Annotated in this window: 19 protein-coding genes; 11 read left to right on the forward strand and 8 right to left on the reverse strand. The window is 44.9% G+C overall.

Annotation, left to right across the window (positions count from 1 at the left end):
- Positions 1-437: 437 nt before the first annotated feature.
- The 4 genes from KNP78_RS09865 to KNP78_RS09880 are packed head-to-tail and all read right to left on the reverse strand — an operon-like array spanning position 438 to position 3,802.
- A complete protein-coding gene (locus tag KNP78_RS09865) occupies positions 438-1,001 on the reverse strand; it encodes a hypothetical protein (RefSeq protein ID WP_214823912.1) in 564 nt (187 codons plus the stop codon).
- Positions 1,002-1,058: 57 nt separating this feature from the next.
- A complete protein-coding gene (locus KNP78_RS09870; protein WP_214823914.1) occupies positions 1,059-2,039 on the reverse strand; it encodes a hypothetical protein in 981 nt (326 codons plus the stop codon).
- Positions 2,040-2,062: 23 nt separating this feature from the next.
- Positions 2,063-2,659, reverse strand: a complete 597-nt coding sequence (locus KNP78_RS09875; RefSeq protein ID WP_214823917.1) for a hypothetical protein — start codon at positions 2,657-2,659, stop codon at positions 2,063-2,065.
- A gap of 24 nt (positions 2,660-2,683) precedes the next feature.
- Positions 2,684-3,802: a hypothetical protein gene (locus tag KNP78_RS09880; RefSeq protein WP_214823919.1), complete on the reverse strand. Its 1,119-nt coding sequence runs from the start codon at positions 3,800-3,802 to the stop codon at positions 2,684-2,686.
- A gap of 440 nt (positions 3,803-4,242) precedes the next feature.
- On the opposite strand from KNP78_RS09880, the gene KNP78_RS09885 reads away from it, so the two are divergent.
- From KNP78_RS09885 to KNP78_RS09895, 3 genes are all read left to right on the forward strand, one after another.
- Complete coding sequence (locus KNP78_RS09885; RefSeq protein ID WP_214823927.1) at positions 4,243-4,950, forward strand: YecA family protein; 708 nt, start codon at positions 4,243-4,245, stop codon at positions 4,948-4,950.
- Between the two features lie 192 nt (positions 4,951-5,142).
- Entirely contained in the window at positions 5,143-5,967 is an 825-nt protein-coding gene (locus tag KNP78_RS09890) for a hypothetical protein (protein WP_214823929.1), read from the forward strand.
- Between the two features lie 280 nt (positions 5,968-6,247).
- Positions 6,248-7,273, forward strand: coding sequence for a tyrosine-type recombinase/integrase (locus KNP78_RS09895; RefSeq protein WP_214823930.1), 1,026 nt, complete (start codon positions 6,248-6,250; stop codon positions 7,271-7,273).
- Between the two features lie 184 nt (positions 7,274-7,457).
- Here KNP78_RS09895 and KNP78_RS09900 read toward each other — a convergent pair whose 3' ends face one another.
- The 4 genes from KNP78_RS09900 to KNP78_RS09915 form a co-directional block, all read right to left on the reverse strand.
- On the reverse strand, positions 7,458-9,344 hold the full coding sequence (locus KNP78_RS09900) for a hypothetical protein (protein WP_214823933.1): 1,887 nt from the start codon (positions 9,342-9,344) through the stop codon (positions 7,458-7,460).
- A 294-nt stretch (positions 9,345-9,638) separates the two neighbouring features.
- Positions 9,639-11,330 (reverse strand): hypothetical protein, encoded by a 1,692-nt coding sequence (locus KNP78_RS09905; RefSeq protein ID WP_214823935.1) that lies wholly within the window; start codon positions 11,328-11,330, stop codon positions 9,639-9,641.
- Complete coding sequence (locus tag KNP78_RS09910) at positions 11,314-12,150, reverse strand: hypothetical protein (protein WP_214823937.1); 837 nt, start codon at positions 12,148-12,150, stop codon at positions 11,314-11,316. The genes KNP78_RS09905 and KNP78_RS09910 overlap by 17 nt, the downstream gene beginning before the upstream one ends.
- 284 nt (positions 12,151-12,434) lie before the next feature.
- Positions 12,435-13,958 (reverse strand): PDDEXK family nuclease, encoded by a 1,524-nt coding sequence (locus KNP78_RS09915; protein ID WP_214823939.1) that lies wholly within the window; start codon positions 13,956-13,958, stop codon positions 12,435-12,437.
- A 232-nt stretch (positions 13,959-14,190) separates the two neighbouring features.
- Here KNP78_RS09915 and KNP78_RS09920 point away from each other — a divergent pair, with 232 nt between their 5' ends.
- The 8 genes from KNP78_RS09920 to KNP78_RS09955 all read left to right on the forward strand — a co-directional run bounded on the left by KNP78_RS09920 (position 14,191) and on the right by KNP78_RS09955 (position 24,335).
- Positions 14,191-15,627 carry a hypothetical protein gene (locus KNP78_RS09920; protein WP_214823941.1) on the forward strand — a complete coding sequence of 479 codons (1,437 nt, stop codon included), beginning with the start codon at positions 14,191-14,193 and terminating at the stop codon, positions 15,625-15,627.
- 848 nt (positions 15,628-16,475) lie between these two features.
- Entirely contained in the window at positions 16,476-17,543 is a 1,068-nt protein-coding gene (locus KNP78_RS09925) for a hypothetical protein (RefSeq protein WP_214823943.1), read from the forward strand.
- A 570-nt stretch (positions 17,544-18,113) separates the two neighbouring features.
- Complete coding sequence (locus KNP78_RS09930; RefSeq protein WP_214823945.1) at positions 18,114-18,359, forward strand: hypothetical protein; 246 nt, start codon at positions 18,114-18,116, stop codon at positions 18,357-18,359.
- Between the two features lie 330 nt (positions 18,360-18,689).
- Positions 18,690-19,472: a ParA family protein gene (locus KNP78_RS09935; RefSeq protein WP_214823947.1), complete on the forward strand. Its 783-nt coding sequence runs from the start codon at positions 18,690-18,692 to the stop codon at positions 19,470-19,472.
- Positions 19,469-20,152, forward strand: coding sequence for a DUF3102 domain-containing protein (locus KNP78_RS09940; protein WP_214823949.1), 684 nt, complete (start codon positions 19,469-19,471; stop codon positions 20,150-20,152). Before KNP78_RS09935 ends, KNP78_RS09940 begins: the two co-directional genes overlap by 4 nt.
- Complete coding sequence (locus tag KNP78_RS09945) at positions 20,149-20,925, forward strand: ParA family protein (protein ID WP_074038027.1); 777 nt, start codon at positions 20,149-20,151, stop codon at positions 20,923-20,925. Before KNP78_RS09940 ends, KNP78_RS09945 begins: the two co-directional genes overlap by 4 nt.
- On the forward strand, positions 20,922-21,728 hold the full coding sequence (locus tag KNP78_RS09950) for a hypothetical protein (RefSeq protein WP_214823951.1): 807 nt from the start codon (positions 20,922-20,924) through the stop codon (positions 21,726-21,728). The genes KNP78_RS09945 and KNP78_RS09950 overlap by 4 nt, the downstream gene beginning before the upstream one ends.
- Positions 21,729-21,758: 30 nt before the next feature.
- The gene (locus tag KNP78_RS09955) at positions 21,759-24,335 is read left to right on the forward strand and encodes a hypothetical protein (RefSeq protein WP_214823953.1); all 2,577 of its coding nucleotides are present in this window, start codon (positions 21,759-21,761) and stop codon (positions 24,333-24,335) included.
- Positions 24,336-24,364: the final 29 nt, after the last annotated feature.

Here is a 24,364-nt window from a genome sequence, read left to right on the forward strand (position 1 = left end):
CCAACAACTCCTCCACTCAAAAGAGAAACATGTAAGAGAAGGATTGAGCGGCATCTCCATCACCAATCTTAAAAAGAGCGGTGGGACAGGGGGGAGCGAAATCGATGAGATTCGAAAGCACGCCTTGGATACGAAGAACCTATGGACTGAGGAGATTATAATCATGAACCCAGACGTGGTCGTCTGCGGGGGGACATTCACAATCGTTCAAGAGATCCTGGGATTCACCCCCGTGGTCACTTCTTCTGGTACGAGAGTCGGCCATTGCCTAAATACGACCTTCGTCGGTTTCTATCATCCAAGGTATCGAATCAGCCCAAAAGTTCTCTATGCATACTTTAAAGAGACCTTTCGGTCACTAGGGTACTGATCGCATATGAAAAGTCGAGCGCCCACTGGGCGCTCGACTTTTCATATGCGATGACTCGGTGCTGTAATCATAATGAGCTTAAATCTCGGACGAAAACCGCGAAGACGAAACCAGAGATCGGATCCCCGTCATAGGTGGTCGTCGTGACATAGTACCACATGCCATCGTCTGAGGTCGCATGGACTATGACTGAATACCCTGGCGTAAGCTCCGTGATAGAGTTATCCTGGTCGGTGAACGAGTCATAGACAGGAAGGTTTTCGTCGGAGGTGATCAATGCATCGAACGGCTCGAGATCTGACATCTGCTCCCGCTGAGCAGCAGTAGGTTCATGCGTTGCCGCTACCGGTGATGGCAGCTCGGGATCCCCTGGCAAAGGTATCTCGGAATCGATAAGTGCGTCTTCCGGAATCTCGGTGACGGTGGAACCGGCTGTCTCCAGCTTCTCTATCTCCTTACCTAGTCGGTCGATCTCCTCATCTTTATTCTTGAGTAGGGTTTCCGAGTCCGACAATCGTTTCTTTGCCTCGCCCAACTCCTCTTTCAAGGCTTCGTGTTCTGTCTCAAGTGTCTTGAACGCCTGGTCATCCCCATCGTTCGAGCAACCGGCCATCAATAGCACCGGTACCATCGAAATGTCGTTTTCTCGTCATGCTCATACAGCTCCTTGCTTTTTTGATTGATTTTTTTAGTGGCCCCTGCTTCTAGCTTTTTCAAGCTCATTTTGGACCAAGTCCCCCCACATATGGTTCATCGAGACTTTCAGCAATCGATCGAACTCATCTTCAGCTGCCATCCTGTTCCCCAGCCAGAGATTGGCCTGTCCTTTACGAAACAGGTCATACTCGCGGGTCATGGTCCTCTGTGAAGTCTCACTCAAGCGACTCGTCAACACTTCGGCCAGATGAGAAGAACCGCTCCGCTTTTCACCTGAACGTCCTATCAGCGCCATCCCTAGATCAAGATGTAGATTCATTTTATGGTCCAAATACCGTTCCATCGGATAGTGCTCGTCTTGCACACGCCTCTGCTCGATGAGGGCCATGGCCTCTCTCTTTAAAGCGACATAAGAGGCGTAGTCTTGGCCGGAATCCAGATATAACCTGGACATGTGCTCGAGAAAAAAATAGCGATACTCCGTCCGGAGCGGACCTTCGAGACGTATCTGATAGTCATGCATTTCCTTGAGGATCATCTCATACGGTACACTCTGGTTGAAATGTTTGTATAGCGAAATCAAAAGACTCGCCTTATTGATGAGTGCGTAGTATAGTGTCTTGCCATCGTCCGGCCCATTCTCCTGCCATGACTTTAACGCCGAGTCAAAGAACGCGAGGGAGAGTTCGAACATGCCCTGTTCCCAGGCGAGGATACCCGAGCGCACCTCCTGTCCGACCTCCTGCTCAAACTCCAATGGTGATGTGGGTGTTGTCTCGAGTCGAGTCGAGATAGGTCCCGTTGGATGCATGTCCCCACTCCCACGGGTTCCCGAAATGAGATAATATTCCGCAGCTGCCCGGCCCCTGTCATCTGCCCCCGGTTCGAGGGAATGGCGTTGCAACTCCGACTCGTCAGCATGGAACAGTTGGAGGACATGGCTCTCAAATGGTCCCTTTATCGCATCGAGCTCATGTTGGATGGGCAACAACATCAGTCTGGCATCGCTCATAAACTACCTCCTCTCTAAGTGCTTTATGAGTTCCACTCTCGGTCCGCGACCCACCAAAGGACAGGGTCAATCACATGACGTTGTCCCTTAATCATGAAGAGTGTGTCCGACTTCGACGCCTCGTCACCGACCCTAAATATTTCCGCCAAATCGCCTTCATCCAGCCTCTTCAGGTCCATCTCCCATTCGGTGGTAGGCATGCCATCGCGATGCATGTCCATATATCGTCGGGAGTCAGACGTTTCATCCAGTCCCCGCAGCAGAATCATGCTCAAATCTGCTGTACCGTCCTCTGACGAAATACTCACATAATATTCTTCCGCCTGTCCCAGTCGCCGAATCCCTTCCTTGGAGAACGCCATCTCATCATTTTCGACTCCTACATGGGCGACTATCCCAAACGTCTTAAGGTACTCGACCTCCGTGGGCCCCGGCCTCGCCCCCGTCTCATAGAGTGCATGATAGATGGAACCGAGAAGGTTGACCTCGATGTTGTCGAGGTTTCTTAGGATTGTTTGGGCCAGTCGTATCGCCACACTCGGAAACCCGCCCCCTCTGTAATAGGCATTTGCAACCGTCTCACCTTGAGACCTGATGTCGATGATCAGTCTTTCAGACATCGATTTTCCTCCTTGATTGATAGGTTATTTGAACCTTCTCGGCGCAGATAGGACGTACGCCGCATCGTTCATGATTTTGTATACATGAGAATAAAGCGCCTCTTCTCTCGTGAGGGGATACAAATCACCGGAAGGGTCGAACTCACCAAGAGATACATTCGTCCGATTTTCCTGAGAATAAGAGTACAAGAAGATGTCCCCATCTATGTCATAAAACGCTTGCGCCCGGTCCGTAACGACGAACAATGTCTTAAGAAGGTCCAGACATTTGTGAGCCTCCTCGATGGTGTGCCCGAAAGGATTTCCCTTGACGGCGGTCAATGTGTACTCGATGACCGACCACACCAAGTTCACGTCGTTTTGATTGTTGTGAAATCTTTGGATTAGGTTCTGGAAATGATGGAAGACCGCGTCGTGATAGAGTGCGCCGTTATCCTGTCGGGTCGCATAATAGACGTCGACATGAGTAGGCATGATCTCATGATGAATGATATGTGCCGTTACATCGGACGCTTTCTCAAGTTTTTCTAGGAAGGTGTTTATTTGAACGAAGACATTCTTCCCCTTCCAGGTAAAGAATGGATCAAGGACCGGGAAGTTTGTAGGTTTGAACCGGGTCGACCACTCGTCGGTCCTATAAAAACGATGGTCATATTTGAAGCGTGCCAGTTTAATTCGATCTATCGGGTGAGAACGCTCCATCAATATCTCGTTTATGGAAGGTCCATGATGGGCAAAGGGAGATTGTTCAATCCATTCATGTGCATCAACCAGCGAGAGGGCCTCTTTTTGTAGAACCATCCCCATCAATGTGGAGAGCGCGATCTTGTCGAATTTATCAGGGGTCTTGAAACTATAAGAGGACGCATGTTCTTTCTCATCGCCTTCTTTCTTCGACATGACCCGTATTTCATGCCTTTCCTCACCGTATGTACCAAATTCCTCGGACTCGTTAGTGACGAGCTTCAGTCTCACCGTGAGATAGATTTTGTGATGACGTTTGGAGTCGGTGTCTTCGACGAACAGGGTGCTTGACCTTTCGGCGAGAACCTCATGCCTCTCGAAGTTGAGCTGAAGATTCAGGCGATCCCGGAAGACATTCTCTTCCTTGATGCCATTCTCGAACGCGTACGCGATAATCATTTGAGAGATTTCACTCCTCTTTTGGTTTAAAGTGGACCTCCATCTGGAGGAGGGAAGAAGCGTTTGACACCAATATGTAAATCTTTATTAAACATGTAAATATTATAACAGCATATTTGATAATTAAATATTTTTTGGGATTTTATATAATTTAATTGGGTGAGATGCTACCATATAGTAATTAAATAACATTGTGGAACAAGGTCTCGAGAGAGTGTACGAAAACTTGATGAGGTGACTTTTTAAGACAATCATCCAAACAGGTCAAGATTATCTGCCAGTGACCTGGGATTTTATTTTAGCCTCGTCATAAATTCTATTGGCATCGATACCTCTTCCTAAGGGCATACTTACCGTAGCAATGAGAACTCAACAACTTTATTTGTAAGTTTCACACTTTTGTACGGGTTCGTTAATTTATAAGAATAGAGGTGTTTGTGATGGGGATTATAGGAAGAAATGATTTATGTCCCTGTGGTTCAAAATTAAAGTACAAAAAATGTTGCCTAGGAAACGACAACGTACAGATTAATAAGGTAGAAAACTCCAAAATCACTAACGATTTTCTAGTTAATCACACCAATGGACACGATATATCCTTCGGTATAAAAGAGCTCGTAATGGCAGAATTAGAGCAAATCATTATCTTGCTTTCGGAGAAACATGTACACGTTGCCAACCTAAAAACTTTTGTAATCGATTTATATGAACTATCTACGAGCCCAAATATGGTTGAAGTTTACTTGAAAATTAGTAAGGAGATAATGATAGATAGAAACGATCCCCACATAGCAGCAGAACTAAAAGTACTAAGAAAAAGAGCTAAGTTGCTCCCCTCCCTTACCAATAATGAAAAATTTATCTTACGCACAATGATGGAATCGAATCTCTTAGAATTACATACTGTTGAAGATGTTGGGACAGGAGATTATGACGCCATGAAAGTATTGACTGAGTTTTGCTATCAATCAATATCGAAAGGCGTCCCAGATGCACAAAATCTTGATTATGCAAAATTGTATGTTGGCTCAAACGGTATTGAAAAAGAGAAGTTGGTGCGCTACGAGCTGAATTTTACCGAAGAACGACTTTCACCTAACAGACCTTTATATACACAATGGATAACACTTGATTCCTCAAACGGTTGATATTCGAAACTTTATGCTCCCTAACATGCGCACAGATTTCTGTCTCCTCATTAGGGAGTATTTTATAGAGACAGCCTGTGGTTTCTCAAGCCAAACCAACTTTTTCTCAGATAGTAAAACGATTCTGATTTCAGCAAGCAACCAAAATATATAAGAACAGATTCATTATATATTTTTTTAAGGAGTGTATATATGCTTTGGCCAACCGAAGAAGAAATCCAATTATTAAACATGGATATTAAGTTTCTATTCGAACAATATTATAAACAATTAGAAAATAATGAAGACACAAATCAAACGCTTGCTACATTTATTGATAAAACCTCAGAAGAGACCTTCTCAAGCGAAGCAGAGATTGTCTTAATCATCTCTGAACAAGCTAAAAAGTTTAAATCGCTATTTCCTATAGACCAAATTATCGCAAAATCATTCACTTATGTTTTTGAGGTGAAGAAGAAAGGATTACTGAATAGCCAATACGCTAGTGAGGGCAACCTTTTTTATTATGTAAGTAATTTCATTGAGTTATTAGCAGACTCTAATGTTAGGATTTTAGCAAAAACAGTCACGACTGCCTCATATGCTAACCATCTTGTAAAACTTGTGTATGATTTAACACATCATATTCGTGAGACTAAATTAACACATGAGAAGCTGTCTCTACCTGAAGCTATATCGGAAACATACAATAATTTAGAAACAGAAAAAGATACCTTTGATAATTCTGAATACTTATTTTGGATGGACGTGCATGAAGGGCAAGCTGATCCGACAGATATTCATGAGATGACCAATCATTCAGAAGACTATCCGGAGTATACTTACAATCATTGTCGTCATACCATCGAACATTCTTTCAATGATTTGAGATTTTATCTTGAATTGACACTGGATTCTCCGTACGTTACACAATCGACAAAAGAGAACCTGATGTTAGAGGTCATAGCCACATTGAAAGATTTTTATGAACCCGAGCAAATCGAGATTATGAGATCTTTGTATCAACCAATCAACTAATACGCTTCTAGACATTGCGGGACAGATTGAAATCAACATAATGATTATCAAATCTGTCTTGTATTTTTAAGACACATTAACTTGTGATAATATGGGGTTATCACAAGTTAATTGAAAACGTATGGTTTATACACATTCAAAGTATTACTTAAATTACACCATAAATATGCCTTTTTAGTTTGAAATCTCATTTATTACATATGTAATACAAAGTATCTAGGCTTGGAACATCATAATACCTGAAAGTCGAAAAAAATTTCTTATAGAAAGAGGGAGAGACATGGAAATCGACAAGAGACAGGCCATGTTCGAGATGGCGTTGAAGGAGATGACAGGGGCGAACCCGCGGCTCGTGGACGCCCTGAGGAACGACCACATCAACCTCGAGACGCTCTCGGACATCGAGATCATCGAGGTCTTCTGGGCGACGGAGCTCTTCCCGATTTATGCCGAGAAGAGCCCTCACACGCGCCGAGCCTACAAACAGGACCTCGAGTTCGTACTGAACTTCGTGATGACGAAATCTGAGGGGCTGAAGTGTCTGACGGTGCTGGATATCCATCGCTATCTGTTCGAGGTGAACGAGAGATACGCGCCACGGAGCGCGAAGCGGAAGAACAATATGTTGAAGAGGCTCTTGACCTACCTTCACGTCAACCATTACCACCAACACAACCTGGCCTTTCATGTGAAGAATCAGAGACGGCCCGAGCCGCTCCGCCGCGAGATTGATTTTGACCAGGTCGAGCGGATTGCCGAATCGTTCCGCCATACAGTCAAACGTGCAAAGAAAAAGGAGCTCCTGGAGCTCCGTAACGAGACAATCGGGTATCTGTTGCTGACGACAGGGATGCGGGCGGCCGAGCTCCTCTCGGTCAAGTTCACCGATGTGAGACGGAATCAAAACACGTTCTATCTCGAGGTGAAGGGTAAGCGTGACAGGTGGCGACGCGTCCCACTCACCGAGAAGGCGAGCTATCTTGTCAATCGACTGCAGACGCTCATGATGATCGAGGAGGTCACCTCTCCCTATATAGCTTTCAGTACCAAAAAGCTGCATAAAGCGATGACGTACGAGGCCCTCCGCCTGATGACGCACAATGCGGTCGAGCACGCAGAGACCGAAGAAAAGGCCCCACCTCATTGGTTCCGTCGCGCTTACATCACTAAACTGCTAGCCAATGGTAGTCCGCTGATTGGGGTCATGCAGGTGGTCGGCCATGAATCTATCAACACGACGAACGCATACCTGCAATCTTTGAACCAACTCTCAAACCTGTCGAATTCGGACTTGCCATTTGAATAAAAATTACGGGCAGGTCATATATGACCTACTAATATGGACTTCAATATAGAAAGAGTCAGGCCTATATTTAACGCTTATTCTTCAATAAATTTGGGTTTTATATAAAGGTGATTATAAAAAAGTGAACTGAAATCCCTATGAAATTTTTTCAAGTTAAATATTTTGTAGACAATCAAAAATAATTTCAAAGTAGATATAACACTCCAAAATTTTCTTTGAAATCATCAGCTACCTTATCATGGGCTTTATTTAGTAAATCTTTTTCAACCTCTGAGAAAAGTTTTGCAATTTCTCCTAATTTTTTATTTGAAAAATCTATACTTTCAATATTAACTTCTTTTCGTCTCATCATTACAGTCTGTCTAACTATTGAGAGATATTCTAAATCTCTTGAATCCAAAGACTGGCTTGAATAACTATAGGCATTCTCTATATAACCAGACTTAGCTGCTTGTCTTAGTTGGTAACAATGAATTTTGATTTGGTAATCATTCCATTCAATCAATTTCGTTAATACCATCATCAAATTATTTATTATCACTCCCCTTTTATTCGGTTCTACATAAAAATAAAGGCTTGTTAATTTAGTTGCCACGATTAAACAAGAATAGTAAATCGAATCATTGTTAAAATGCTTTAAAAAATATAAAATTCTACTGGTTTTTCTCTCTTGAATCAATAAAATTATTAACTTACTAAGTGGATCACCTATGAGATTCAAATTTCCGTTTGAGTAAAGCGCTTCATGGTACATTTCATTGCTTTTTATCACGTCAGTAAGATGAGCTAAACTTGTGACCTCATGTGAAATCATTCTAATTTTTTCAAAGAAAGCAGACAACTCATACGATTTTTCTAATTCGTTTAAATCTAATTTTTTATCTATGATATTGTAGTAATCAATTAAGAAACTGTCAGATACGGCAAATGGAATTGCCATATTTAATTTTCCTAAACGTGTATAAGAAAAATCATTATTTATTTTATAGTAGCTATATTTCATAGTCGATGTCATAGCAGCAAGCATTTTTTCCTTATTTTGTTCAAATATAACTTTATTTTTTGTTGCAGAAATAGCAGAAAAAATTTGCTTCAACAAATCGGCTAGTTCAGTGGAGGATATATATACCTCATGTCTGATGAAAAGATTTAATAACCTAATATATTGATTCAGAGCATCTGTATACAATTCCATTCTTAATAACGCTTGAATCGCTCCGATCCAATATTCAATAGTGTCAGGTGAACGTACCCCCTCTAAATGATATTCTTGAATTTCCGACTTATAGTTATACAAAGAAATGTTGGTGACCCTTTCAAAGGCGTAAAAATTTCTTACGTATTCTACATCTCTTCTAAGAATTTTCTCATGCGTATCCTCAGATAAATTAAATAGATATTCGGATTCTTTTCGTTTTTTAAGAAAATTATCTTTTAATCCTTTACGAATGACCCTTCTATTTTCCCAAATATAAATACTTCCTATTTTTTCCCTACTAATTTTAGAGCTATTAGTAAACAAAATAATTTTCAAGATGAAAAAAGAAAATATTCCTAATGTAATCAGAAATAGAGGTAAAATTACTTCAGGAGATTTTTCTTTTATATAAAAGAATATATTTAAAAATAACAATGCAAAAACAGCCATACTTACGAGTATAAGGTTTCCAAATATAGATTTAGCGAATGTGATTGTATAAATCGAAGTTCCCAATACTTTTTCTTTTTTCAAACTGAGGATTAAAGAAAACAAGGACGTTATGATAAACGTGATACTGACTTGTGAAAAAACCAATTGCCTGTTGATGTCATTTGATAAAACAGGAAGAGTATCAAAAAGGGAACTCAAAAAAGTTAAATTTATTAAACTAGTAAGATGTAGAACACTTAGCAGGACTAAACATGCAACAACTAACTCAATTCCAGTAAGAAATCTACTAAATAAATAAAGACCTGTGTATCTATATTTCGCCTCGATTTTATAATACTCTCGAAGTATTGCTTGTTTGAATTTGTGCCTTCTATACATTAATTTATCCAAGTTCTTATTTATCTTACCAATCAATTTCACCCCTCGATTCCTAAAGAGTAATATAATAATAAGGGAGGATGATTTTTCCTTATCATATCTTTTTTCATAAAAGTTAGATTAGCTGAAAGTTTATTCTTTCTGAAAATAAGATTGTTAATGAGAAAAACCGTTTTTTAAATTCGTCTGTTTATGTATGGGGAATCAATCTTGTCATCTCATCTAAGAACTAAGTATGCCCGCGATGTTTACGGTTGAGTACTTCACGAAACCAGCAATCCCCTACCTTTAAGTGAGGATAAGGGATTGCTGATTGTTTTCTTTTTAGTACTGTAATTATTTTTTGCCTTGATTTGCTACAAACACTCTCTCCTTTTCTCTCGATAGTTCTTTCAACCCATCTTGGAGAAGTACGGATTCTTTTTTCGTCGCACCCATCTTACGCCCTATTCTCTTCCAATCTGTCGCGATTGAATATAGCGGCTGGACGATGTCATTCTCGATTTCCGACTGTTTCATTTTGCTTTGTGCAAGAGGTTCAGGAGAAGAGACGAATGCAACCCCTGCAAAGACATCGTCCCGCTCGATTTCCTCGAACACGACCAGATAGTCTTTTTTCGATGCCCTTCCCATCTCGTTCACGACGAGACCAATCGGCCACCCATCGCCGTAGGACTCTAACAATCCGTCCTGTCCAATGAGATCGCTAGTGATTTTCAATAAGATTACCGGGTCCTTGTCGTTCCTGATCCAAAGCATAGAATGGACGTCTCTGAGAACTCCCAAGAACAGATTCAGACGTTTTTTGTCCCATTCTTTTGATTTTAGGGAGGACAGTGCCAGGCCGAACATATATCGGTCAAACTGGTCCAGTGTATAGGAACGATTGGTTATCAATTCGACCAGGTTGTTGAGATGGAGACGAGCAGAAGACTGACCTAGCACCTCGGGGGCTTGGTAAACTTCTTCTCTTGCCCTTGTCTTCCCTTTGTTCATCAGCAGGTTATCGCGGCCGACGCTGGTCCATGTTTTTGCTCTTTTTGCCATTCCTTCCTCGTATTTTCCCACCTCTTCTGAGGTCATCTCTCTCATCCCTGTTTGTCCTATCGTTCCAACGTTGTATCGCGGCTTGATGACGAGGTTCTCGAGCCCTTCTTCCTTCAACAGACTCTCCATTTGTTTTCGGTTCTTCGTGTCATAGTACTTCAAGAACACTTCTTCCATACGGTTCGACACCTCGAAGATTTTGTTGAAATACAGCGTGAATGCCTTCAGGCAAAGTTTGGCCGCATGCACATCATTTATATTCTTCAAATCGCTCATGCCCTTGAAACCGTACCAAAACTCGCGATTTACGGTTTTCGAATACAGGCTTGCTTCATCCAAGATTTCTTCTTTCACGGTCTCGATTTTCTTGCAGGCCTCGATGTCCGACCAGAACAGTTCTTCGAATCGTTTTCTCGTCCCGAATATGATGGGTGCCAACTCGGCGCCAAGTATCGCTTTCAGGAAAGTGGCATATTCGCCGAGTCTCGTGTCTCCTGACTTGTACAACGTCAAAGAGATTCGATCCATCAGATGATAGCGGGTGATTTGACGGGTTTCGATGGCAAGCAGCCTCGTATACACCAGAAGACGTAGCTCGAGCGGTAAGAAACTGATTTCTCTAGAGAGGTTGATTTGAAACCGTCCATGATAGTACGGGACTAATTCTTTCTCTACCATCTCAATCAATTCGTCGTTGCGCGTAATTCTTTCGGTGAACGATTCTTCGACGGCTCTTATCAACGCATCCTCATAAACATCCAGCTTCTCTTTCAAGATGTTCTCGTACTCACTCATCCGATTACCCGCGATATACCTGAGTGTGAGGAGGTCATCCGCTATCTCATCTTCCCCCACCTGTGCAAGGTCGATTTTTTTGTACAGAAATTTTTTTCGTTCTTTACCTTCCAAATGACGAGACATATCTTTCGTATCATCGGACAAACGGTTCAAAAACACTGAATTTTTATTGGTCTGCTGCATCGTCCATCTTCCCCTTTAACTGTTGAGTGATTTCGTTGAACACCATGTCTATGTTTTGGCCGCTCACTTGTAATAAGCGTTCCCTAGATATTTTGCTTTTGAGCTTGTTGAAAGCAGCGTGAGTGGCCCTTTTCCCCAAGAACACGTAAATATCATATTGAACGCTGAATTCAGTTAATTCTATCGACGAATACTGGGTGATTTTCTGAAGATTGTATCTTTGCTTGTATTCGTTGATGGAGGCCTCGTCATATGGTGTATCTAAAAATAACGCCAGCTTCTTGTCGAGCAAAGAGACCTTCACCCTCGTGTCTTCATCATTACGATATAATTTGATGAGCTGTTCCTTCAATTCTTCATGGTTCTTTATTTTGTCCTGAACATCATCCATGTTCGAGGTCAAACTCTTTTTCAAAGAGAGTTTATGCGTTCTTTCCCAGATTTCTTTTTCAATCAAAATCATCTCCGACTGATTGAGTTCCCTCAACCGATGAAGCTCCCCGTTCAAAAGAAAGTGTACCCAGGTGTGTATGGGTGTCGTCTTCCATCTGCTTTTCAACTGGTTGATGTTCAGGTCTTGATATTCATTTTCGAAGGTCCCATACCATTCCGAGATGGCCTTGTAGACCCATACCCATTGACTGGAATCTTCCAGGCTCTTCTTCAAGGCATTTATATATTCAGAAGTCGTCATTCGAAAATTTTTCTTATGAACTTCATCCAAGTGTCGTCCCCCGGTGCCCTCCTCCACGATGTAGCCCATGGCGTCGAGCGCATATCCTCGGTCAACCGGAGAGAGCTGGATGAGGTTGATGAACATCTTGCTCGCCTCCACCCCATTACCTCCATTCAACATAAATTATTGTCAAACCCCCCTTCAGGTGCATTGATGAACCAGTTCTCTATCGACCCCGGAATTCCCTGCCAATCGATTGCATCATCGGACCTTATGTTATCTTCTTAATCGACCTGTCGACATGCAGCATGATCGTGTCAGACCTGCCCGCTGTCGTCCGGTCTTCTATATCTCCCGAACGACCATCCATTATACAGCCTCGTCAAAAGTGTGCGCCGGCGCACACTTTTGACGAGGCCCATATGACATCATACGTTGTAGAGGTAAGACAGATAAGCATCCTTCGATTCGAACACCATGTCGATGTCAGTGGCGAAATGATAGGACGACCTTTTCAGCAAGGCAACAAGGTCTCCATCTCCGAAAGGTTTTTCATAGGTGTCCTCCATCTCTTCGCGTAGATCGGCCAACCGCAGGACCGGACGCCGCTTCATCAGGTCATCGAGCAATGATTGAGGAAGGTTGCGACTCATCCCGCTAGTGAATAAATAGGTTTCCCCGACCCTCATATTGGAGATTTTCCCCGGTCTCCTCAAAATCCCCTCATAGACCCTCTCATCGAACCCATACTCCTCGAGCGGGTCGTTCTCCATGAGGTCGACGAGCTGCTCTATCGTATAGAAGCGACCGGTCTCCATCTCACCGAATACCGATTCGCGATAGGACTCCAGCAAACGGACGGTTATGCCGGCCTTGGAGAGCGCCCGTTCCGTGATGTAGAGGTCCGTCTCTATCTCGATGATTCTCCAACCGTCCCTCATCTTCGCAATCATCCTCGATGCATAAGGATGGGAAAGGATTGGGGTGTCCTCCATCTTGAAATAGTCGTTCCCCAAGATGACTTCCTCGATGTATGAACGGCTGTCCAAGTATTTTTTTCCGAGGATGTATGGTGATGAGATCCTATAGCCGAGGCTCTCCACCATGTCTTTGCTGATCCAATCCAAATTGAAATCTCGGATGACCTGCCTGCAAGCCTCCACGAAGGTCTCCGGGGTGTAAGCATCTTCCGTTACAATCCCTTTCAAGGAGTCCAGCTCCGTCTCGTCCAGCTCGATTCCTTCCGACACCATGTCCCTCTTCAGATTGATCTCATCCTTACGAATCTCGAAGAGTGGTGAGACGATATCGCTCACGTATTTAGCGTTCAACCAGAGCCCCTGTTTGGTGATCGTCTGTCCGTCGGGGAGGAGCGTGACGTCGTTCTTATTGTTCGCTTTTGGTCTTATATGCACCATCTTGTGCGCCCCCTGCCCAGGAAGGTTGTTCTTTGTGATCATTTCTTTTCCCTTAGGGGCTTCCCACATCTGGACCCCTTCTATCAATATGTCTGTCACCATCTTCCAATAGGATTTAAGACCTTGGACCTCTTCATCGGATGGCTTCCAGAGCAGCGGCCCGAGAAAGAACGCGTCCCCCTCCTTGTTCTCCCCGTACACCATGAAAAGGAATGTCGTCTTCCCGAGACATCTCATGATGGCACTGTCCTCCCATCCCGTCTCCACCCAGGAGAGGAAATCGATCACCTCGAGGACCGTGTTCTGTTTCGACTTGCCTTTCTTGTTGAGGTTGACGGACTTTACCATCAATCGTCCCTCAATGCCGTTCTCCAGATGCTCGACCGTCTCCTTGTGATGGTCGATGAGTCGCTTCGTGATGTTTGACGTCTTCGCCTTGCTCTCGTTCAGATCAGGATTCAGACCGACGTCCCACGACAACTGTCTCGCACCCTTGCCGATATATGTATCAAACACACCAAGATGTTCTTTCATGATGTTCCCTCTTTCTTTATAACTTTTCTATGTAGGAGAAACCTTTATAAGTTTCAATGTTTTCTATCTTACAATATTAGTATAATTCACTTTTCGTCTTCTCCGCATCATAAAAAAGTGTGCGCCGGCGCACATAATTGAATTTACGGTATTTGAAATAATTTAACATTATGATTTTTAAGGTCTTATCCCGTGGTGCTATGCTATATTTAGATGAGAAGAGGTGATCAGCATGGAGAACCATTCGAACTCCAACAGCCGCTCCCAACAACTCATCATTTCTCAAGCGGTTAATACTATCAAACAGCACGGTATGGAGGAAATCCTCCATAGCGTCTCCATATTTGACATCAACGGTTTCGTCGCAACGCTATACCAGGAGCACTATGCGCTCGAGAACATCGAGAGCGCATACAAGAAGATACGCTATTATGCCTTCATGAAATTGAAACGTCGCTGGGTGAGGACGGCAGTCCGCAATTACCAGGAGTCACGTGGGTACAACAGGGAGCTCCGCGCAAAACATGACATGATCTCCGCCTATGTCAAGGTGGCGGGGGCCGAGGGACTCCAGAAAGAGTTTCATGTGAAAACAATCGAGGACTATATGAATCTCTGTATCGCCGAGATCGAGGACTGGGCAGAGGACCCGAACCAGTTGATCCACACCTATCCATACTGGTCTCAAAAGACCGTGAATCAGAAGACCACGACATTGAAGACGGATGTGCTGATGATACTGGGTGAGGTGGCGAAGGAAATCGATTCCACGAAGAGGGTGGCCCATCATTCTCCGACACTGGCGGTGGACATCCCGTTCTTCGGGATGTCCGACCGTATCAAGAACAAGACCGATCAACTCGATGAAAAGCTCAATGACGCATCGCAGCTCAATCTCGAGCTCTTGAACTATGAGTCGGTCGTACCGAAGTACAAGGAGGGGGTCCCACAGAACCTCTCCGTCCTTGTCAGCAAGGAGTTCATCCAGGAACTGAACGGGAAAGTACCCGACCTTGACCCGAAGGACTTCGAGGCATTCACCGAGATACTGTCCTACCGTGACATCTCGTTCCAGACGAGTCGGAAAATCATCTTCCCGTTGGTCCGCCTGGTCGAGAAACTCTACTCCAACAAGAGCGGGAAGAGCTACGACCTGACGACGAAACGCCTGATGAAGCTCGGGTATTATCGGGTCGCGGGCCATAACGACGATGGGGATCTCTTCATCCGTGGGCTCTTCTCATCCGTCACGATCAAGAATGCGACGACCCTCGCCGACAGCCAGGTGGTCGTCACCGTCGCAGAGGAGGTCTACGACGACCTGCTCAAGCAACAGGTCGTCAGCATATACGGCGAGCAGATCGAACAGCTGAAGGGGAGCTTCGCCTATCACCTGGCGTTCGTGCTCCAAAAGGAACGGATCGCCTCCATCCAGACAGGGGAGCAGAGCCCCGTCCGGCGACATTGGCGTCAGTTCACCTATTCGATTCGATTCAACAAGTCCCGCAAGTCGGAGAACTTACGGGAGCTCGAGGTGAACCTGGATCGCATCAAAGAGCATGGGTTCATCCTGAAGGACTGGCACCGCTCGGGTGACTACTACTTCTTCACGTTCTATCCGCTCGAGTCGTGGGAGCTATTGAATCAGACGGACACATTGCTCCTCTGACAGGGATTCGAAAAGTGCAAGGGAAGCCTCTCGGTCCGAGGGCTTCTTTTTTTGTGTTCGTTCGCAATATCTGAAGTTTCACGTGAAATGACATCTGTCACGTCTTTGACGTCCAGACATCCGAGGTTACAAATGAGCGGAAACGATTGGGACTTCACGGTCCCGCGTCCTAGATTTGACTTGAAAAAAATCACAGGTGAATCTGGCCGTACTGAAATGACATTTTGACTAACAAAAACGGTATCAAATTTACCAAATTGATATATGCATGCTGAAATACGTCAAATTCCTCGTACTGGAACGACATTCTTATAAGAATTGGTCGCAGACCGTCGTACCGGAATGACATCACCTGCAATTTGGTCGTGAATCATCGTACCGAAACGACATATACAAGATTTTTATCGCAATTTGTCGTACCGGGGCGACAGACCGTACCGTTTCAAAAGAATCTTCAAAAAAAATTCAGCCCTCATTTCTTGAAAATGGTCGCAGACCGTCGTACCGAAACTGCATTATTGACGGTTTTGGTCGTGGTTCGTCGTACCGGGACGACATGTTTATGAAAATGGTCGCAGACCGTCGTACTGAGACGACATTCTGAACACTATTCTTCTGAAATTTCTACTTCAAAAGACTATTAAACGGCTTTCTTAAGCAATCCCTCTTAATTTGGTCGCGAAAAGCCGTACTGAAACGACACAATTTTATAGCTCTAAAATGGCTTAACATCAACGTTTCATCAAATTTGGTCGCAATTCATCGTACCAAACCCACACTTTGACACCATCTCGAAAGAACAAGATACTGAAACTAGCATATTTTAGGATAGAGGAGGTGTAGGGTAGGTGGCTTACAGAAACCGTCACACTTTAGTCGCGAACAAACTACTCGTCGCGATGAGTGGATTGACTCGTTGGACGAAACGAGATGAACATTATCGATACGAACAGCATCACTATAACATCCCTGCATGCTTCACTTCCATCAAATGGACAAAATCGCGGATCCGTCACGCCCTGACCCTTCTTTCTTATGCGGACGACCAAGGCAAAATCGAATTCATGGAAGACACGGAGCTTGCCACTTCCGCCCATACATCTGTCCGTTCTTTACATAACAACCTGAAAATGTTCGAGAGCCATGGATTGTTGCGACTTGTCCGTCATTTTCCTGGGGTGCTCTCCATCGAACTGAACGATTACCTTGAAAACTATCGTGACCTTTTTGTGGACGGGGCCTCTGTCGTCTCAAAGACCGGGTACACGTCTATTTGGCATGACCTTCTCGCTGAACTCCTCTCGCTTGATAATGTGAACGCTTTACGGCTTGCGTTACGTACGCTCGTCCAAGTCGAAAAAGATGTGCATGTCCAGTCGAATGAGCAGGCGATCCTCACCTATGACGAAATCAAGGGGTTCTTACCAAAATACTGTGGCCACAAACTTGCCATCCAAAAGATGATGTCACGGTTGAAGTTCCTCCAGGTCTCACTCGTAGAGGACAGCCGCCACTTCTTGAACGTGGTGAAGCAGAACGTGACGCTCAAGAAACGTGTACGGGACATCACTCGACCTGTCCTCGTTGAGATGACGTTGGACAGCGCGCGGGACAGCAAACTCATCCGGGAGGAAGAGCGTTCAGAGACTCAGATCGCCTGGTTCGAATTGCGGAAACGGGTAGGCGAGTTCTTCGACTTCGATGTGTTGAAGGTGAGCCGCGAATCCCTCTATTCGATGAGTGACACGTTCGGGGCATCCGCGTTCCGTGAGGTCTTGTCCGACTTGAAACAAGCGTTCCTCCACCACCGTGAGGATCTCGTGCATTCGAGTGAGCATCGACTCTTCTTCAGTGAGCCGATCCTCTACCTCCATCAGCAATTAAAGACCAGAATCGAAAAATCGGCTATCGCATGATGGCCTTTTTGTCATGCCTTTTTTTGAAAAATTGTATGAAAACCATATGAATATGCAATATATCTCTCCGTCTTCCATCAAAAGGAGACCGTCCGGGCCACGGACCTTCTTTGATTAGCCTATTTGGAAAAAAATCAAATCTATTGATCTGTATTTCAAATTTCTCATGAAAAAAAAGAGAGAAGTCGTTCCATTTATCAAAAGTGGTACGAAAAAAAAGAAGGCTCTTTGAAGGAAAGGAACTGATCATGACAGATATGCAAGTCTCTTTATTTCGTGTGAACGTTGGTATCACAAGGATTTATGCGTCCTCCATTTTTCCAACTCTTTCAATCCTTCTTTAATCCTTATTCATTCTATATAATCTTTTATATTCATAAGAATATGGTTTTTTATTCTTTTATGAAATCATATAGTCATAATAAATTATTTAAACTTTCAGCAACAAAAAAGGAGTTAAATGATGGACAGTTGAATATCTGTTGTTGAAAGTACTCTAATTAATTCCACTGCTGCAATAAATTATAATCACTTTTATTTTTCTATCTATATTAAGTGAGGAGCTATTTTATGGCCAAGCAGGATTATAATGAAATCTGGACTATAGTAGGCTATCGCGATTATGCTACTTCGCCTTTTTTCAGTAAAAACTATTACAGTAAAATGGTGACATTACGAAAAATGGAATACCTTTTGAGCAAACGACCAGATGATGTGTTTTATATTTATTATCGCCGTGAATCAGATGGTGTAGAAATGTACTTAAATCCTCCTGGATTCTATGAGGAAGAGGGAGAACCTTGGACGTATTATTGATCTTGAAGTATCAAAACTATAAAATATAGATTTTGAAAAAACACGTGTACATTTCGACATGGAAATGTACACGTGTTTTTTTAAAAATAGACTCCTAAATCGGATTGGAGTCTATTTTATTTGGCAGTGAATGATGTATGAGAGATTTCGACGTCGAAATGTATACGGTAATCTATGGTGAAATGTAATGTATACAATTCTTTTAAGTCGTATACGAGCTTTTTTTGTTTCGTATACAATTTAATTAGCTTTATAACCTGGACTGACCTTTGTTTTTGTTGTATCCAAAAAAAGAGTATGGCATCATTAAAAATAGAAAGGGGAGAGAAAATGAATATTTTGACGTTTTATATCTCGAAAGGCGGGTCTGGTAAGACAACATGTTCCTTGAATATGGCCTATGCGCTAGGTGAGTTGGGGGAACGTGTCCTCCTCATCGATTTGGACCCCCAAGGCTCTCTGAGTAAACTGATGTTAAAAGAGTCCGACACGATCAAATATATGACCATGTTCGATGTACATACACGAAATCTAGACATCAAGGACATTCTGTTCGATGATGAAACGTATCATGTCAGCCTCCTCCCCTCGAATGAACGAAATGCCAGGTTGATCAATGTGATTTCCGAACAAGACAAGCTCTTCCTATTAAAGGATATGATTTCGCCGCTCGAGGATGAGTTCGATTGGATCATATTGGACTCGGTCCCTTCTATTAATGAGCTCTCAAAAGTCGTCCTCTCGACTTCGAACATGACCATCATCCCGTTCATGCCGAAAAAGCTCGTCTTTGATCAGCTTGCAAGCACCATCCGTACGGTACAAAAGGTAAAAAAATTCTATAATCCGGATTTGGAGATTACCGGTGTCCTACCTGTCGCGATGGACCATACGCTGAAAGCAGATAAAGAATACTTCGAGGCGATGGAACAAATCACGTCGGCTGAATCGTTGTCCATCTTGCCTGTCGTGAAACGTTCGACTTTCATTGAAAAGGCGGCGGACAGTGGGAAGAGTGTCATCCAATACCGCTCGAAGGAATCAAAACAGTTATCCGAACCGTTTCGGGAGTTGGCGAAAATTGTACGAGCATCCAGGGGTGATTCGGTATGAAGGCAAGGAACCGAAACATCCACAAGGTCAAACCGAGTGAACAACACCCTTACCAGAGCGGGCTGACGAATATCAGCTCCCTCGTGCAAAAGCTCCCTGTCTCGAAGGAAGTCGAAGATCTCGTCTATGAGATCAATGAACTTGCAAAAGTGCAGACGATCTCAGTGTTCGAAATCGGGAAACGACTCGTCATCGCACGATCTGAGATGCGTGACAAAAAGGAATGGGGCACTTTTTTAGAGGCCGTCTCGATGTCCGCCTCGCTCGCATCTCGATACATCAAAGCCTATGACACGTTACATCCACTAGAATCATCATTGTCGAGCCTCCCCGCATCCAAAATCTTTGAACTCATGTATCTGGATAATATAGATGAGGTGGTCGAGCAGGGCCTGTACATCGACGGTGAGAGGAAGCAAGTCGAGGAGCTCACTGTGAAACAGATCCGTGACCTCCGAAAGGGAGGAACGCACACGCCACTCAAGGTGAGACCGTTCCAACAGGAGAAGAAGTCATCGGCAATCTTGTCCGCTCGTATCCCGAGCGACCTGTCGAAACAATTTCAGCAGTATGCGCATGCCCATAACCGTAGTGTCAGCGAGTTACTGGCAGAAATGATTGAACGAACCGTATCAGACAACATCATCGACGACATAGACGAACAAGGAGAACAGTCATGAAAAAAATCGCGTTGTACAACCGTAAGGGAGGGGTCGGGAAATCGACCACGACCATCAATCTAGCTCACGCCTATGCAAGGGACGGGTTGCGTGTACTCGTTATCGACGCCGATGACCAGGCGTCCTCGACGAACGGCCTCGGTCTGACGAACGACTATGAGGGCAAGGTGTTATTGGATTGTCTATTAGAGGAGAACGACCCGTTCTATACACCGATCGAACAGGTCATCGTGACCTGCGAATACGAGACAGGAACGATCTATTTGGTCCCGACGAGACGATCCGCCTCGCCGAGCGACCTGACCAGTCAGATCGGTTATGAATATCGTCTGAGCGAGGAGCTTGCGAAACTCGAAGAGTTGTTCGATATCTGCCTGATCGACTGCCCGGGTTCGACATCCGCCTTGAATCCCTATGCGCGCTGCGCGCTGGTCGCCCAGGACCGGATCATCATGCCTGTCCAGATGCAAAAGTTCTCGATGGACGCGGTCTACTCGGCTCCCGAGGAACTGGAAGAAATGAAACGCTTCCGAGAAGACATTCATATCGCGGCCTTCATCCCCACCATGGTGAGCGCCCGTTCCAAGGGGGATACGACGACCGTGGAGGAACTCGAGGAGCTCGGGGAAGAGGTGGGCATCCCGGTCCTGACGACGATACCGTATGCGGTGAAGGTCCAGACACTGCAGCGTGAGTCCCGACCGGTCATCGACCACAAGAGTCCCGCTACGGACGCATACCTACAGCTTGCACAGGAGGTACTCTCGTTATGAACCGTAATCGTAAAAAGCACACACCAAAAATCTCAACGTTCAATGCAAACCTGCCGGTGAGACAAGGATCAGGGGATTCGGACAATCGAAGCGAGCAAGTCGAGGCGGTGAAGGAGTTCTCTGCCACATCGACCGTGGCGAACCCTTACCAGTCCCTGCCGGCGACGGGCCTCTCGCGTGTCATCACGAAGAGACTTCCCGAGGACATGGCGGGAATCGTACAGTACTATAACCACATCGATGCCATTCAAGCCACGAGTTTTGTCGAAAAATGTCGGATACTAGCCCATGCGAGCAGCCTGTTCCGCGACCCTGACACAAGGGACGGATTCAAGGAGCAAGAGGGGAACTGGCAAGATTTCCTGGCGAAGATCGGGATGTCGCACTCTCAGGTGAATCGATTCGTTTCCTTCTGGAACACGTTCGGACCGAAGATATTGGAGAAGACGATCGAGCAAGAGTTCAGCGCGACGAAACTCGCCGAACTCCTCTCCTGGCCGGAGGACCCGAGACCTGCACTTCTGGAAGGGAAGACCTACCCTACGAAGAATGGGGAGAAGGGCGTGTATGAGATGACGCGTGAGGAGTTGCGCGAGGTGAAGAGGATGCTTCTGGAACGAAGAGAGGGTCGTGTCATCGAGAACACCAGGACCCCTAATCGGAACATCCGCATCACTTTCAACGATGATGACGCCCTGCTCTATCAAAGCCTGTTGGAGAAGGCACGGGAAGAGGCGGTATCCGAGGATGAAATCATTCGTCGAGCCTTGCAGGAATACTTGTCTTCAATCGGAAGTCAGTGAACTAAATTATGAGAATCGGGGGATAAGAAGATGAATGAAAGGAAGCCGGGATTTGGAGGGGGACGATATCAGGATATTCGCATAGAAGACCTGCAACACAGTTTTTTGGGAATGATTGATGTCGCAGAGCGAGAGGGGTATCCATTGTCGTTCAATTCGGTCATCCAGTTGATTCGCCAAAATCTTACTGTTCAAGATTTCATTTCAGGTGAACCTGCTATTATAGACCGGTTCAGGGAACCGGTCTATAAAACGCTCACCGCCCTCATGGGTATATATGGACCCGAGGAGTTTACACGCATGAGTGCCGAAAGGACCTTCTACCACCTTATCATTATGGGAATGGGAGTGAATGAGTCGCTGCCAAGACTTTTAAAAGTCAAAGGGTTTGACTACCATTCATTTCGAAACGTCGACTATGAGACGTTCAAAGAGAGGACAGGGGGCCGAAATCGGTTAAATACATACGAAAAATTGACGAACTCATACAAAGCGTTCGAAGAGGCGGTGGGGCCAGATTCAACTAAAACAGTTTTTTCTAAACCTCTTCCGACACCATCGATTCCGCCCCAAGGAAGGTCCGTCCATATCGGAAAAAGACAGTTCACACTTCTTGAAAGAAGGTTCTTGAAGAATTGGTATGACGAATTGGGTGACACGTTCACAGTAGATGAACTCAAAGAAAAATTCGGAAGAGATGAGCGGTATGTCCGATTGGTCCTTCAGTCGTCGGAAGAAAAGGGGTTGCTTGTACAGGACGAGCATGTTGTAAAAAAGATAAAGAGGACGTTCGAAGAATTGTTGGCTTGGGATGGATTGCCTGAAAAAGAGTTCATGCATATGAGGTTTCATGGTCTGAAGAGTGTGAATGAGATATCGATACGATGTGGGATTTCCAGACAACGCGTATCCACTCGTTTGAATACGGCCATGGAACTCGTCCCACTCACTCACATCGATGAAACCAGTGCTCATCTTAGACTGTTTACCCGATTCAACCTTTCCGAGGATGCTTTCGTTGATATCTTCGACATGCATCGTGGAGTTTATAGGATGCTATCAGCTAGACTGAAGCGTGGAGAAAGACATATTTCGGAAATTTACGACAATTTGGAACCAGAGCAACAGAAGAGGTTCGAACGACATTTTTCATTGTTCTTATATAATGGTGAGCTGGTACCGGTCAATAAGAAGAACATCTTTGAACATGTGCTCCGTATTCATGCGTCAACGACCCCTATACATATCGAGGAGGTCAAAAGGCACTACGAACAATTTATAGCAGAGTACATCCCTTCCGAATTAGCCACTTCTCTTCTGACCGATGAGATGACGTTAAAAGGGGTGGGCGAAAGGTCAGAGGTTGTCCTCAACTCTTACGGACACAGGTTGAGATTCCATGACCCTAAGGTCTTCATAGATGAGAGGGTAGAGCGTCTGCAACGTTTGCTTCAACTAGAACCCGGTGTATACAACACGCGCTACATCTTTCAACTCGACCCCGAACTGATGGAAGAATTGAACTGCCAAGACCCTTCAGAACTCCATAACATCATCAAAACCAGAATCTCACATCCTCATGTCACGATGGGAAGGATGCCAGAACTCGCCATCGGTGTCAGTGATAAACTCACTTGGGTGCGTCACCTAATCCGTGAGCATGCCCCGATACCGCTCGAGGAATTTCTAGACATGCTGTCCCGTAGATTTGGACTTCATATCCCTTCGATGCGTAGCCTGGTCCAGACCACCATGTTAGAACATTTATCGCCTGATAACATATTGATAGCAAGCTTCCCGACCATCACGGACGAGGAGACGGAGTGGTTGAGGACAATCCTCGCCGAGGACATCTACACGTTCGACCAACTGCTCGACCTCCATAAGGACGTCCCAGACCTCTACGACAGGTTCTTGAACAAATGGGTCCTGTCACACGTCGGCTACACGATCAGCGGGGGGTTCATCGTCAAGTCTGAGTATGGGAGCGGGGAGGCATATTTCCGGGACGTCATCAAATCCAAAGACCTGTATCGAATACAGGACATCCCGGCTGCCAAGACGCAGAGTTACTTCAAGGTATTGAAGGACCTAGAGACAGAATTAGAGATCTTCAGGGCGGACGACGACCACTACATGAACATCGGGCGATTGGAGAAGGGCGGCTTCTCAAAATCGATGATCCGGGCTGAAATCGAAGACATTGTCGAGGCTGCAAGACATCTCGACACGGAATATTTCACATTCCCCATGCTCCAAGAGGTCTGCGATTCGGAGTTGGTCGACCTAGGGATGGAGAATGTCTTTTACGAGAGGCTGATTCGCCTTCACCCTGATGTGAACTTCATCCCGTCAGGTGGGGGGGACGTCTTCTATTTCTCTAGAGAAAAGAGGATGCTTGGACATTTCTATCTGGCACACCTCCATGAAAGCGAGGGCATCGACGTCCACGTATTCGAAAGAGGGCTCGAGGAACGTTATGGTATTACGTTCAACAGCGGGAAGATCATCGAATCCATCAGGGACCGGAGAGGATTCTTCTCACCAGAGACCGAGAAAGTGTACCGAGACAAGTCGATATTCCTCGATGATCTTTATCGAGACTGAAAACATCACACAATTTATTGGAACGAGGT

This window comes from Exiguobacterium sp. s28, from assembly GCF_018618135.1.
Classification (GTDB): Bacteria; Bacillota; Bacilli; order Exiguobacteriales; family Exiguobacteriaceae; genus Exiguobacterium; species Exiguobacterium mexicanum_A.